Origin of the sequence: Novosphingobium sp. SG754 (assembly GCF_013149315.1) — a bacterium.
Taxonomy (GTDB): domain Bacteria; phylum Pseudomonadota; class Alphaproteobacteria; order Sphingomonadales; family Sphingomonadaceae; genus Novosphingobium; species Novosphingobium capsulatum.
This window is the reverse complement of the sequence record NZ_JABGCC010000021.1, coordinates 1-14,172: the sequence shown is the minus strand read 5'-3', so window position 1 is coordinate 14,172 and position 14,172 is coordinate 1. Positions and strand designations below refer to the sequence as shown.

General features: G+C 66.3%; 9 protein-coding genes and 1 pseudogene. 2 read left to right on the top strand and 8 right to left on the bottom strand.

Annotated features, from left to right (window positions below; all coding sequences use genetic code 11):
- Positions 1-394: 394 nt before the first annotated feature.
- The 6 genes from cobA to FHW97_RS21725 form a co-directional block, all read right to left on the bottom strand.
- Positions 395-1,168 (bottom strand): uroporphyrinogen-III C-methyltransferase, encoded by a 774-nt coding sequence (gene cobA / locus FHW97_RS21750; protein ID WP_054132369.1) that lies wholly within the window; start codon positions 1,166-1,168, stop codon positions 395-397.
- Entirely contained in the window at positions 1,165-3,684 is a 2,520-nt protein-coding gene (locus FHW97_RS21745; protein ID WP_054132370.1) for a nitrate reductase, read from the bottom strand. Before FHW97_RS21745 ends, cobA begins: the two co-directional genes overlap by 4 nt.
- Positions 3,681-4,022: a nitrite reductase small subunit NirD gene (gene nirD, locus FHW97_RS21740; protein WP_028658358.1), complete on the bottom strand. Its 342-nt coding sequence runs from the start codon at positions 4,020-4,022 to the stop codon at positions 3,681-3,683. Before nirD ends, FHW97_RS21745 begins: the two co-directional genes overlap by 4 nt.
- Positions 4,022-6,592 (bottom strand): nitrite reductase large subunit NirB, encoded by a 2,571-nt coding sequence (nirB, locus tag FHW97_RS21735; protein ID WP_022678166.1) that lies wholly within the window; start codon positions 6,590-6,592, stop codon positions 4,022-4,024. The genes nirD and nirB overlap by 1 nt, the downstream gene beginning before the upstream one ends.
- A gap of 221 nt (positions 6,593-6,813) precedes the next feature.
- Positions 6,814-8,064 carry an alginate export family protein gene (locus FHW97_RS21730; protein WP_022678165.1) on the bottom strand — a complete coding sequence of 417 codons (1,251 nt, stop codon included), beginning with the start codon at positions 8,062-8,064 and terminating at the stop codon, positions 6,814-6,816.
- Between the two features lie 69 nt (positions 8,065-8,133).
- The gene (locus FHW97_RS21725) at positions 8,134-9,390 is read right to left on the bottom strand and encodes a NarK/NasA family nitrate transporter (protein WP_168353154.1); all 1,257 of its coding nucleotides are present in this window, start codon (positions 9,388-9,390) and stop codon (positions 8,134-8,136) included.
- A 91-nt stretch (positions 9,391-9,481) separates the two neighbouring features.
- Here FHW97_RS21725 and FHW97_RS21720 point away from each other — a divergent pair, with 91 nt between their 5' ends.
- A complete protein-coding gene (locus FHW97_RS21720) occupies positions 9,482-11,173 on the top strand; it encodes a bifunctional protein-serine/threonine kinase/phosphatase (RefSeq protein ID WP_022678163.1) in 1,692 nt (563 codons plus the stop codon).
- A gap of 235 nt (positions 11,174-11,408) precedes the next feature.
- Here FHW97_RS21720 and FHW97_RS21715 read toward each other — a convergent pair whose 3' ends face one another.
- Positions 11,409-12,617 (bottom strand): ABC transporter substrate-binding protein, encoded by a 1,209-nt coding sequence (locus FHW97_RS21715; protein WP_054132371.1) that lies wholly within the window; start codon positions 12,615-12,617, stop codon positions 11,409-11,411.
- Positions 12,618-12,630: 13 nt separating this feature from the next.
- Positions 12,631-13,209 (bottom strand): ANTAR domain-containing response regulator, encoded by a 579-nt coding sequence (locus tag FHW97_RS21710; protein WP_022678162.1) that lies wholly within the window; start codon positions 13,207-13,209, stop codon positions 12,631-12,633.
- Positions 13,210-13,471: 262 nt separating this feature from the next.
- Between FHW97_RS21710 and FHW97_RS21705 the strand changes: the two are divergent.
- A pseudogene (locus FHW97_RS21705) lies at positions 13,472-14,172 on the top strand (IS66 family transposase); the annotation flags it as partial.

The following is a 14,172-nucleotide window of genomic DNA, read 5'->3' as shown; positions in this document are numbered from 1 at the left end:
ACCAAAGCCCTTTTACCCATAGACCTGTGCGAGCCTCACCGCGGGTCGTACTTGTAAGACTTTCGTACGCCTGCCGGCGTCCGAAACCCTTCGACAAAGCGGCCTTGTGGCAGCGAGACTTCGAACGTCCGGATAAACCGAAACCGGTCATCCGATGCGTTCCGAAACGCCTTTCTCCTACTCCCAAGATTACAGACACCGGCGTTCTTTAATGGCCTGGGCCGAGGCAGCGTGAAAAATCAGGTGCCAAGTTACAAAGCTCACCTTCGAGGATTTTCCGAAAGTCTCCAAGAACAGCCCGGACAAACCTTCCCGCATTTTCTCGCGATGGGCGCACCACATCGGGGGCACGTGTCAGCATCGAGATGCTGAATTAACCACCCGAGTACTCTTTTCATGCTTCGAGTGTCCTTCGTGCCGCCCCAGCGCCCCACGATGTTCGCTTGAGCGCTTGCCCGATGAGCAGCAGCGCTGGTCCGTCACGTAGCGCCGTCCGCGCGGCCAGTGGCAGAAGGTCGAGCCGGGTATGGAAACGTTGCTCGTTCGGCAGGCTGGCGTTTTCCACGAGGGCGACCGGCGTATCGCCCGGCAGGCCAGCGCCGATCAGCCCGTGCGAGACCGCGCTCGCAGCTGCCTTGCCCATGTAGATCGCCACAGTCGCCTGCGGGTCTGCCAGCGAGCTCCAATCGAGATTGAGCGTTTCTCCGGCGCGAGCGTGGGCCGTGACGAAAGTCAGTTTCCGGGCCAATCCGCGCAAGGTGAGCGATGCGCCGAGCGAGGCTGCCGCGGCGCTCGCGGCGGTAATGCCTGGGCAGATGGAGACGGCAATGCCCGCCGCGCGGCACGCGTCTAGTTCCTCAGTCGCCCGGCCGAAGATTGCCGGGTCGCCGCCTTTCAGCCGGACGACACGCTCGCCGCGCAGCGCCGCTTCGGCGATCAGGCGGTCGATGGTGGTCTGGTCCTTCGAGTGGCGGCCGGAGCGCTTGCCGACATAGATCAGCCGTGCGGTGGGCGGGGCGAGCCCGAGCACACCTTCGCCGACCAGCGCATCGTGGAAGATCGTATCGGCGCGGGCGATCAGGCGCTCAGCCTTGCGGGTGAGCAGTTCGGGATCGCCCGGTCCTGCGCCGACCAGCCATACGCTGCCTTGCGGGAAATCGTCGTTCATGCCGCCTTCTCCTCGGATGATGGGGTGATCGTTTCGAGCAGCCGGGCGATCGCCGGGCGGCATGAACCGCAATTGGTGCCCGCTGCCGTTGCCGCGCCGATGGCAGCGACCGTGCACGCGCCACCGCGCGCTGCCGTCTCGATATTGCGCGCACCAATTCCGTGGCAGACGCAGACGATCGGGCCGGGATCGGGCGCGGGCGAGGCGGGGCGAGCGGCGAGGAGTTCGGCCGGGGCCGCTTGCCCAAGGCCGACTTGTGCGGCGATCCAGTCGCGCGCCGGCAGCGTGCCGCTGCGGGTGACATAGAGCGCAGCGGCAACGGTGCCGTCCCCTGCCAGTACGACGATGCGGCGCATCCCGCGCGCGGTGTCGACCACTTCGATCCGCTCGCCTTCGCCAAGCAGCGCGTCGACATTTACGCTGCCCTCGCCGGCCAGTTCCATCAGCCAGCCTTGCGGCAGGCGCGAAGCCACCCAGTAGGGAATGCCCTGAGGGCGCACCGCTTCGACCGAAACCAGAAAGGCGCGCCAATCGGCCACGACCGGTTCGATCCGCGCCGGGCCGTTCTTGAAGCCGGGCTGGCCCGACACCGGATCGACGTTCGGTGCCACGAGCCAGTTGCTGCGCCCATCGCCCGCCATCGCATCGCTCCAGTGCATCGGCACGAAGATTTCGCCATGGCGCTGGCCCGGATCGAACGCGACGCGGAACACTGCGCTGCCTTGCGGGGTGCGCACGCGCGCCAGAGCGCCTTCGGCCAGGCCAGCTGCGGCTGCGTCTTTGGGGTGGACTTCCAGCAGCGGCTCGCGGCGATGCTGCGACAGCTTGGGACTCAGCCCGGTGCGGGTCATCGTGTGCCACTGGTCGCGATAGCGCCCGGTGTTGAGCCGCAGCGGGAAGGCCGGATCGAAGTGCATCTGCGCCGGGCGGACCGGAACGATCTTCTGTTCGGGCGCCAGCGCCTGCCGGCCACCCCACTGGAACGGCGCAAGCGCGTCGTAGGCCTCGTCCGACAGCGCGGCGTGCGCCGTCAGGTCGAGCACCTTGCCGTGTCGGGCGGCCAGCGCGGTCATCGCCGCATATTCGCGGAACACATCGGCGCTGCTGTTCCAGGCGAAGGCCCCGCCGTGGCCAAGCCTGCGGGCCACGTCGGCGATGATCGCCCAGTCGGCCCGCGCCATGCCCGGCGGTGCGAACAGGGCGCGCTGGCGGCTGATGCGGCGTTCGGAGTTGGTGACGGTGCCATCCTTTTCGCCCCAGCCAAGCGCGGGCAGGCGGACGTGGGCCAGGCGGGCGGTGTCGGTATCGGCGATCACGTCGGACACGACGAGCGTTTCGCACTTGGCCAGCGCGGCCCGCACGAAAGCCGCATCAGGCATCGATACGGCAGGGTTGGTCGCCATCACCCACAGGAATCGGACGCCGCCTTGGTCAATCGCGCGGAACAGGTCCACCGCTTTCAGGCCGGGACCGGGGCAGAGCCGGTCCGTGTTCCAGAAGGCGGCGACATCGGCACGCTCTGCCTCGGAAAAGCCGAGGTGGCAGGCAAGCGTGTTGGCAAGCCCGCCAACTTCGCGCCCGCCCATCGCGTTGGGCTGGCCGGTCATGCTGAACGGCCCCGCGCCGGCCTGGCCGATGCGCCCGGTGGCAAGGTGCAGGTTGATGATCGCGTTGCCCTTGTCGGTGCCGCCGGTCGACTGGTTCGCCCCCATGCTGAACAGCGTGACCATGCGCGGGCTTGCGGCGACGAGGTCGACCAGCGCGGCGAATTGCCGGGCGGGAATGCCCGGATCGCAGGCAAGGCCGTCCCACGCTTCCACCTTGGCCAGCCCGCGTTCGCAAAGCGCGTGGAGCAGGGCGTTGAACAGAGTGGTATCGCCATCGGGTGCAATGGCTACGTGCATGTCGGCCTGCTCGGCGGTTTCGGTGCGGCGCGGGTCGATCACGACGATCTTCGTGCCCCGCGCCTCGCGCGCTGCTTCGATCCGCTGCCAGATCACCGGATGGCACCAGGCGGTGTTCGAGCCGACGAGCAGGACGAGGTCGGCCTCTTCAAGATCGGTGTACGAGCACGGAACAAGGTCTTCGCCGAAGCTGCGGTTATGCGCGGCGACCGCGCTCGCCATGCACAGGCGGCTGTTGGTGTCGATGTTGGCGGTGCCGACGAAGCCCTTGATGAGCTTGTTTGCGGCGTAATAGTCCTCGGTCAGCAACTGGCCCGAGACATAGAAGGCCACGCTGTCTGGCCCGTGCGCGGCAATGGTCGCGCGCATCCGTTCGGCGACGAGATTCAGTGCGCTGTCCCAGTCCGTGCGCTGGTTGCCGATCATCGGCGAGAGCAGGCGGCCTTCGAGGCCAACCGTCTCGCCGAGGTGGGTGCCCTTGGAACAGAGCCGGCCGACGTTGGCGGGGTGCGCCTCGTCGCCCCGGATCGTCACCGTCCGGGGCCCCGTGACTTCGGCCCGGATGCCGCAGCCGACGCCGCAATAGGCGCAGGTGGTGCGGATTTCGCTCACGCTGCGCGCTGGCCCAGTACGGCGGCACGCAGCAGGTAGATGCGCTCGGCATCGACCTTGAGCGGTATGACGGGGACGCACCCCTTATCCTCACCCTGCGCCTCGCCGGTTTTCAGCGAGATGTTCCAGTTGTGCAGCGGGCAGGTGACCATGCCGCCGTGGACGATGCCCTGCGACAGCGGCCCCTGCTTGTGCGGGCACTTGTTGATCAGCGCGTGAAATTCGCCGTTCTGGGTGCGGAATACCGCGATCTCTTCGCCGCCGACCACCGGCAGGGTGCGCGCGGTGCCCGGGGCGATCTGGTCCACCGGGCCGATATCGAGCCAATCGCCGAACATCATGCTTGCTCCATCTGAAGGGGGCGCACCTCGGCAAGGTGCTGGTGAAGTTCGGAATGGGCGCCCGCGGCGCGTTCGGCCCAGGGATCATCCTGGCAGAACAGCTGCGAATGGCGGAACCGCGCGGCGAGCCGGGTCAAGCGGTCGGGATCGTCGAACAGGCCGGCCTTGACGTGATCCAGCCCGACCCGCTCGATCCACGGCGCGGTGCGTTCAAGGTAATGCGCCTGTTCGCGGTAAAGCTGGATGAAGGCGGCGCACACGTCCATCGCCTCGGCCTCCGTCGCGACCTTGCACAGCAGGTCGGTGGCCCGCACCTTGATCCCGCCATTGCCGCCGACATGCAGTTCGTAGCCTGAATCGACGCAGACCACGCCGAAGTCCTTGATCGTCGCTTCGGCGCAGTTGCGCGGGCAGCCGCTGACCGCGATCTTGAACTTGTGGGGCATCCACGAACCCCAGGTCATGCGTTCCAGCTTGACGCCCAGCCCAGTCGAATCCTGCGTTCCGAAGCGGCACCATTCCGACCCGACGCATGTCTTCACGGTGCGCAAGGATTTGCCATAGGCGTGGCCCGAAACCATCCCGGCGGCGTTGAGATCGGCCCAGACTGCGGGCAGGTCTTCCTTCTTGATGCCGAAGATGTCGAGCCGCTGGCCGCCAGTCACCTTGACCATCGGCGCGTTGTACTTCTCGACCACATCGGCGATGGCGCGTAGTTCCTTGGGGTTGGTCAGGCCGCCCCACATGCGCGGGACCACCGAATAGGTGCCATCCTTCTGGATGTTGGCGTGCATCCTCTCGTTCACGAAGCGGCTCTTCTGATCATCTTCGTAGACACCCGGCCAGGCGCAGAGCAGGTAGTAGTTGAGCGCCGGACGGCACGAAGCGCAGCCATCGGGCGTCCTCCAGTGCAGTTCCTGCATCACCTGCGGGATCGCCTTAAGGTTCTTTTCCAAGATCAGGCGCCGCACGTCATCGTGGCCGAAGCTGGTGCATTTGCACAGCGTCTTCGGCCCCGACTGGACTTCGTCGCCCAGGGTCAGCGCGAGCAGGCTTTGGACGAGACCGGTGCACGAACCGCAGCTCGCCGAAGCCTTGCAGGTGGAGCGCACCGCATCGAGGCTGCACGCCCCGGCCTTGATCGAGGCGACGACCTGGCCCTTGGAAACGCCGTTGCAACCACAGATTTCGGCATCGTCCGAAAGGGCGGCAACGGCGGCATTAGGGTCCAGCGATGGCCCTCCGCTGGCAAAGGCCTGTCCGAAGATCAGCGCTTCGCGGATGGGGGAGATGTCCTCGCCCTTCTTCAGCAGGTCGAAGTACCACGATCCGTCGGCGGTATCGCCATAGAGCACCGCGCCCACCAGGCGGTTGTCGCGCACCACCACGCGCTTGTAGATCCCGCGCGCGGCATCGCGCATGACGATGTCCTCGGCACCGTCTGCGCCGGAAAAGTCGCCGGCGCTGAACAGGTCGATGCCCGATACCTTTAGCTTGGTGGACGTGACCGAGCCGGTGTAGCCGGTGGGCTGCTCGCAAGCCCCCTCATCCCTGCAAGCATTATCGGCCAAGGCGCGGCACATGTCCCACAGCGGGGCGACCAGGCCGTAGCACTGGCCCCGGTGCTGGACGCATTCGCCCACCGCCATGATGGCAGGGTCGCTCGTCACCATGTGATCGTCGACAACGATGCCGCGCTCGACGGCAAGGCCCGCCGACCTGGCAAGCCCGGTCGCGGGGCGGATGCCCACCGCCATCACGACGATATCGGCCGGGAATTCGCGCCCGTCCTTCAGCTTCACGCCGGTGACTTGGCCGTTGGCGCCGGTGATCTCGGCAGTGTCGCCGCCGGTGACGATGGTCTGGCCGCGCCGTTCCAGTTCGCTTTTTAGCAGGAAGCCCGCCGCTTCGTCGAGCTGGCGCTCCATCAGCGTGGGCATGATGTGGACGACGGTGACCTTCATGCCGCGCAAGGCAAGCCCGTGCGCGGCTTCAAGCCCGAGCAGCCCGCCGCCGATCACCACGGCCGAACCGCCCTTGTCCGCTGCGGCCAGCATCCGGTCCACATCGTCCAGATCGCGGAAGGTGACCACCCCATCCAGATCATGGCCGGGCACCGGGATGATGAACGGGTCGGAACCGGTGGCGATGAGCAGGCGGTCGTAAGGCTCGATCCGCCCTGAACGGGTGGCCAGGGTGCGGGTGTCGCGGTCGATCGAAACCACCAGATCGCCCGAAACCAGCGTGATGGCGTTGTCGGCGTACCATTCGGGACCGTTGATGACGATGTCTTCGAACGCCTTTTCGCCCGCCAGTACGGGCGAAAGCATGATGCGGTTGTAGTTCACCCGCGGTTCGGCGCCGAAGATGGTCACATCGAAGCGGTCTGGATCGCGGGCGAGGATTTCCTCCACGGCGCGGCATCCGGCCATGCCGTTGCCGATCACCGCAAGCCGTTCGCGAACCGGGACGGTTGCGGGGGCTTGCTTGTCTAGCACTGTCGTCGGGGTGTTCACGGGATTTCCCTCTGGCAGATGCGTGAACACGAAAAAGCCGCCCGAACGCATCCCGGTGAAGGGAGGTCTGGGCGGCGACGATGCCACGCAATGGTGATGGTTCAGGTGGCGCTCTATCACCCTTCATTGGGTGGCGCTGGTACCTTCGAAGCAAAGGCTAACCGATTCGGGGCGTTGAGCGCAAGCAACATTTTTGCGCTGCAGCAATGGAAAGCGGAAAGCGGCCCCTGGACGAACCGCGTTCCGCCCCATGCAACGCGCAGAAACCGCGCTTAGAAAGCGTAGTCCGCCTCAAGCCAGAACTTGGTGGTATCGACACCAAAGCCCTTGGCCTTGTAATCGGCATACTTGGCAAGCAGCGCCACCTTGCGCACCTTGAAGCCCACGCTGGCGTCCCATTCCTCGCCGAACTTTACGTGGCCGACGTCCGAATGGAAATCGTGCCAAGTAACGTTGGCATTCAGCCCGTGCAGCTTCGGAAACGCCTTGGCGAGCCCGACGTAAACATCTTCGAGGCCGGACTTCGGGGTCGTCAGGAACAGGTCGGCCCAGCCGTTGAACTTGTGCAGCGTGGCCATCGGCGTTTGCAGCGCGATCCCTTTGTCGGAACCGAGCTTTTCATAGCCACCCGTGGCGGTGAAGTCATAGGCGGCAAGCCCGGCTTCGGCGTTCACGTAATCGGCGCCGTACTTGGCCGGGTTATCCTTCCAGCCCTGCTGGTGAGCATAACTGCCGATCAGGTTCAGCTTGGCTTTCTTGCCCAGCGGCAGTGCGGCGGTGGCGCGCACGCCATAAGTCTGGGTGTCGGCCAGCGTAATGGCCAGTGGCCCGACCTGCTCCTTGGTATCGTAATCGAGCAGGTATGAGAAAGCCTTGAGCGTCACCGAGCCCTGCTTCACGCCCGCCTGAAGGAACCAGAAGTTCCCGTCATAGGCCGTGCGCGGGCCAGCATCGAGGCCGTAAATCGTGCGCTGGCTGTTGGCATAGGTCACGTCGGCCATGACCGGGCCGATCGTGGCTTCGCCGCGCACGGCGTCGAAGGTCTGCTCGTTCTGGCGCCAGGCCACACCGCCAACCCAGCGCTGATCGTCAAGGTTGATGCGCTGGCGGCCCACCGTCAGCCCCAGCTGCCTGGTACGGTACTGGATCTGCAAGCGGTTGAGTTCGACGTTGGCCGCATCGGGCACGATAGCGTAGTCCGGACGCGCCTTGTCGGGAACGAACGCCAGGCCGTTGAAGTGGTTGTCGATTTCCAGCGTGCTTTCCGCTTCGGCCAGCACGGAAAGATGCGAGGGCGCGTGCTTCAGTTCGAAGCCGCTGCGCAGGCGCAATGTGACGGCATCGGCGTCCTTGGTCGGTGTGTCGACGTTTTCCCAGCGCAGGCGTGCATCCAGCATGGGATCGAAGGTCAGCGTGTCGGTAACCGGCACCGGATCTCCGAAAGCCTTGGGCGCGGCAAGCGCGGGCTGCGCGAGGGCAAGCGGCGCTGCCAGTGCAGCGGCGCCGAGAAGCATGGTCTTCATGGTTGGAAATTCCCTCATGTTGTGGGGCCAGGGCGGTAGCGTGCCGCCCCGGTCACCCGGCAGCTCAGGTCAGATGCGGGCGCCCGAAAGGGCGGCACCCCAAGTGGTCCGCCAGCGGCTCTTGACCGCGGTAAGCCCTGCCAGCGCGACGATCGCCAGTGCAGCGAAGATCATGAAGCCGAGCGAAGCGCTGCCGGTGGCCTTCTTGATCGCGCCCAGCGAGCTTGCGAGGTAGAACCCGCCAAGGCCGCCGCCGAAGCCAACCAGACCAGTCATCACGCCGATCTCCTTGCGGAAGCGCTGCGGCACCAGCTGGAACACGGCGCCGTTGCCCACGCCCAGCGTGCCCATCACAGCGACGAACAGCACGACCGCGATCGCAAGGCCGCTGGTCGCGACCATGGCAATCACGCCGAGCAGCACGGCGGCGGCCACGTAGACCGCGGTGAGCGTGCGGATACCGCCGAAGCGGTCGGCCAGCGCGCCGCCCATGGGGCGCAGCAGCGAGCCCATGAAGACGGCGGCGGCGGTGCAGTAGCCGGCGATCACCGGGGTGACGCCGAAGCTGTCGGCATAGAACGTGGGCAGCGAGCTCGACAGACCGACGAAGCCGCCGAACGTCACGAAGTAGAACAGCATGAACCACCAGGCGTCCGCCTCCCTGAGCACCGAGGCGTAAGCCGAAAGCGGCTTGGGCGCGGGCTGGTCGGGGCTGTCCTTGGCGGCGATCAGGTAAAAGGCGAAAACCGCGATCAGCGGGATCAGCGCAAAGCCGAAGACATTGGTCCAGCCATAGGCCTTGGCCAGCAGCGCAGCGAACAGTGAGGCGAACACGGTGCCCGAATTGCCCATGCCGGCAATGCCCATGGCCTTGCCTTGATGTTCGGGCGGATACCACCGGCTGGCGAGCGGCAGCGACACGGCAAAGCTCGCCCCCGCAAAGCCCAGGATCACGCCAAGCGCAAGCGTTGCCTGATAGCTGGAAATGCCGAAGTGCCAGGCCACGAACAGTCCGGCGATGACCACGATCTGGCTGATCGTCCCGGTCAGCTTGGGACCGATACGATCGACCAGCACACCGTTGATCAGGCGAATGACCGCGCCCGCAAGCGTCGGGATGGCGACCATCATGCCCTTCTGGGCCGGGTCCAGTCCCAGCTCCTTCGAGATGATCGGCGCCAGCGGGCCGAGCAGGACCCAGACCATGAAGGCCATGTCGAAATAAAGGAACGCGGCGAGCAGCGTGGGGCTGTGGCCGGATTTCCAGAAGCTGGTCGTGGCGCCCTGCGGCGCGGGCTTAGCGGATGGCATGGCAACCGTGGCCATAGATGGTCCTCTCTGCACTTGACGGGTGGTGGATTGGAACGATCCTCACGCGGGCGGGCGACGTGCCCGGGCGCAAGGGGCTGAAGCGAACATGCGGAGCGGTGGAGAACTGGTTGTTGCGGCTGGATTTTTCAGTGCGACCGGGCCGCGTGACGACAACCAGGACTTCGGCGGCGTGCATCTTGGCACCGCGACCGAGCGTGCCCGCCACGGCATCGTTGCCGCGGTGGCCGATGGGGTAAGTGGCGGGAAGCAGGGCCGCGCCGCAGCAGAACTTGCGGTGCGCGCGCTGGTCGAAGGCTTCTACGCGCTGCCCGAAACGCTGGGGCCGGCCCGCGCCATCGGGCAGGCAATGGGCGCCTATAACCGCTGGCTCAACGTGCAGGGCCGGGGCGAGAGCATGGCCAACAGCGGCACCACGTTCACCGCCATGACCCTGCGCGGGCGCCAGGTGCATGTGGCGCATGTCGGTGACAGCCGCGCCTGGCGCTTTGCCGGGGGCCGGCTGACCTGCCTCACCACCGATCACGTCCGCCCCGAGCCCGACCTCAATCACGTGCTGATCCGCGCGCTGGGGCTCGAGGCCGATCTGCGGCTCGATCACTGCACGCTGGAACTTGCCGAACGCGACCGGCTGCTGCTCACCACCGACGGCGTGCACGCGGTGCTTTCGGCAGCCCGCCTCGCCGCGATTATCGGTGAGGATGCGAGTGCCGAGGCAACGGCGCAGCGGCTGGTCGAAGCGGCGCTCGCCGCCGGTGGCCGCGACAATGCAACCGCGCTGGTACTCGACGTGGTGCGCCTGCCCGCGCCCGATCACGACGGCATCCTCGCCGAAGTCTCCGGGCTGCCTTTCGTCCCCCCGGCGGGCGTTGGCGAGACCATCGACGGATTCCGCATCGAGCGGGCCTTGAGCGAAGGCCGCCACGCCGTGCTGCTTGTCGCCACGGACGAGGAGGACGGCGAGCGGGTGGTGCTCAAGTTCCCCCGCCGCGAGATCCTGTCCGACCATGCGCTGCGGCTGGCCTTCGCTCGCGAATTGCTGCTTTCGCGCCGGGTGGCTAGCCCCTTCGTGCTGGCGGCGCGCCCGGTGCGGCCCGAACGGCAGAGCGGGCTCTATTCCGTGCTGCCGCTGCTGGCAGGCGAGAGCATGGATGCGCGGCTGGAGCGCGGAAATCCGCCGCTCGAAGAGGCGCGGCAGGCGGCGATCGGGCTGGTGCGCGGGCTTGCCGCGCTGCACAAGCTCGAAGTCGTCCACCGCGACGTGAAGCCCGACAACGTCATGCTGACCGGTGACGGCGGCGTGAAGCTGATCGACCTTGGCGTCGCGCGGCTGCCGCGTGTCGAGGATTTCCATCCCGACGAGATTCCGGGAACGCCGGGTTTCATGGCGCCCGAACAGTTCGACGGCAACGCGGGCGATGCGCTGACCGACCAGTTCGCGCTGGGCGTCACGCTCTACCGCTGGTTCACCGGCAAGTGGCCCTATGGCGAGCAGGAGGCGTTCCAGCGCCCACGCTTTGGCATCGCGCCGGCGCCTTCGCGCCATCGCCCGGAAATCCCGAGCTGGCTCGATGCCGCGATCCTGACCGCCATCGCGCCCCGGCGCGAGGACCGCTTTGGCGATGTGGTGGAACTGCTCCGCGCGCTCGAAAGCGGCGGCGCGCTGGGCCTTGCCGCCGCCCGTCGCCGGCCGCTGATCGAACGCGATCCGGCGATGTTCTGGAAGGGCACCAGCGCGCTGCTGGCGGCCGCGCTGGTCGCCTCGCTGCTGCTGCGCTGATCGCTCCTTGCTGCCCACGCCGGGTTGGCTCCTGCCGACGCGCAACACAAAAAAGCCGCCTCGACTTGGCCGGAAGGGCCAGATCGGGCGGCGACGTTGCCACGCGTTGTTGATGCTGTGCACGGCTGGCCTGCGGTGCGCCCCCTCGTCGGGACACGGCCATCGTGCAGCCCAAGGCTAAGCGATTCGCCCCTGCGAGGTAAAGCGCTTTTTGCGACGCAGCATGAAATCGATCTTACGGCAGGGTGGCAAGGTAGCCTGCAAGATCGGCCGGATCGAACACCCCGCCATCGAAGAAACGGTTGCTTTCCAGTGTCATCCGCCCCTGCTGCGTGCCGACGACGGTGGTCCCGGCAAGGCTTCCTTCGACCTTCGAACTTGCCCCCGGCAGCGGTTCGGCGCTGCCGACCAGCGCGCTACGGTAGACATCGGGGCGGAACACGCGGGCCGCCTTGCGCGCTTCTTCGGGCACGATCGCGCCGTGTTCCCAGCGTACCATCTGGGTGTAGAGCCACTCGGCCTGGCTGACCCACGGAAAGTTTGCCGCCTCGCGATACTGGAACATGAAATCGGGGAAGGGCACGATCGCGCCTCCCTTTGCCAGCATCAGCTGGTCCGAAATCGCGCGGTGGATCAGTGCGGCGCTGCCGTCGAGGTATTCCGGCCGGGCCAGAATCGCGGCGTTGGCGTCCCAGTTGGCCGGATCGACGAAATGGCGCGCGGCACGGATCAGCGCGCGGACCAGCGCCTCGACATCGTCGCGGCGTTGGTCGACCAGCCGCTCCTTCATCGTCAGGACTTTCTCGACCCCGCGCCGCCAGATCTGCGCGGTGACCATGACGATCTCGCCCGCGCCGCGTTCGACAGCCACGCTGTTCCAGGGTTCGCCCACGCAGATCGCATCGACTTCGCCGGCATCCAGCGCATCAGCACAGAAGGGCGGTGCCACAGTGGTTATCTCGACATCGTGGTCAGGGCGGATGCCGCTGGCTGCCAGCCAGTAGCGCAGCATGTGGTTGTGTGTCGAATGGCGGTGCACGACGCCGAAGCGCAAGCGGTCACCCGCCGCGATGCGCTCTTGCGCCACCAGTCGGAGCGCGGCGCCAGCTCTAACCGGATCGGCGAGCTGGCCGGGCGCTGTCAGGCGGCGGGCAAGGTCAGGCCGCATGGTCAGCGCGTTGCCGTTAAGGCCGAGCACGAACGGCACCGCCAGCGGCTGGGCGGGGCGCCCCCGGCCGAGCGTCGTGGCGATGGCCAGCGGGGCGACCATGTGCGCGGCATCGCTATGGCCATAGAGCAGGCGGTCGAGAACGGTCGCCCAGCTCATGTCCCGCACCAGCCGCAGCGACAGCCCTTCCGCTTCGGCAAAGCCATGCTCGCGGGCAAGGATCGGCAGGCACGCATCGACCAGCGGCAGGAACCCGACGGTCAGTTCGCTGGACATTGCTGGCTTTCCATCATGTGCCTCCCATCAGCTTGTGCGCGGTGACCACCGCTTCGGCGATCTCCGCGATCCGCCGGCCCTGGTTCATCGCGGTCTTGCGCAGTTCGGCATAAGCCTGCGGTTCGGTCAGGCCGCGGCTGTCCATCAGAATGCGCTTGGCCGTGTCGATCGCCGCGCGCTCGGCCAACTGGCCCTTGGCTTCGGCAAGGTCCGCCTGCAACCGCGAAAAAGCGTTGAAGCGGCGGACCGCCAGGTCAAGAATCGGACGGATGCGATGCGGGGCAAGGCCGTCGACTACGTAGGACGAAACGCCTGCGTCGATCGAGGCGGCGATCGCCTCGTCGTCGCTTTCGTCCACGAACATTGCGATGGGGCGGGCCAGCGCGCGGCTCACCGCAAAGTATTCCTCGAGCACGTCGCGCGAGGGATTGCCCAAGTCCATCAGCACAATGTCGGGATCGATATGCGCAATGCGGGCCACCAGGCCACGCCGTTCGGTAACAACGAACAGCTCGCAATCGTCGAGCGCGGCAAGGCCCTCGCCGATGACGGCGGCGCGAGAGGCGCTTTCATCGACGATGGCGATCCGCATGGCCCCTATTGCACTGCATCACGAGTGGTTGGCAATCTCTCACACAACGCGTTTGTGGATCCAGGCAGTGACTTGGCGACTGAGGTCCAGAAGGTGACCAAAAAAGGCCCTCAGCAAATATGAGGAAGTCGCGAGGCGAGGCACGTGAGGATCTAGCTGAGCTATTTTAAGCGGTTGCCCCACAAAATGCTTTGCAATGTTGCAATGGCATTTGTGGGCGCCCCTTCGGATGCAAGCAGTAAATCGGGGTATGTTGGCACGTAATCGGATGCTGTTACCCGCACATCTCGAGCGGATCGAACAGGTTGTCGATGTTGAAGCGACGGCTTGTCCTTGCTGTGGTGGCGCGCTCCACCAAATTGGCGAGGACGTGGCTGAGCGTCTCGATGTCGTGCCGACCAGCTTCCGCGTGCTAGTCACGCGCCGCCCGCGTTATGGTTGCCGCTCCTGCGAAGGCGCAGTCGTGCAAGCACCGGCACCAGCGCGGATCGTGGAGGGCGGCATTCCCACCGAAGCGCTGATCGCGCATGTGCGGTCACCAAGTACGCCGATCATGCCCCGCTTTACCGACAGGCCCAGATCTACGCGCGGCAAGGCGTCCAACTCGATCGCTCGACCTTGGCTGACTGGGTTGGCCGGGCGGCACGGTATCTGCGACCCTTCCGAGATCGCATTATCGAAGAGCTGCGACGATCCCAACGTCTGTTTGCGGATGAGACCACCGCCCCCGTACTCGATCCCGGACGCGGGTGGACGAAGACAGGGCAGCTCTGGGCCTATGCCCGCGACGATCGGCCATGGGGCGGCGATGATCCACCACTGGTGGCCTACGTCTACGCGCCCGGTCGCAAGAGTGAGAGCGCCCAAGCGCACCTGGGGAACTATTGCGGTATCCTGCAGGCCGATGGCTACAGCGGTTATCCCGCGCTGGCCAAGCGTGGCCAGCAGCTCAGCCTGGCGTTC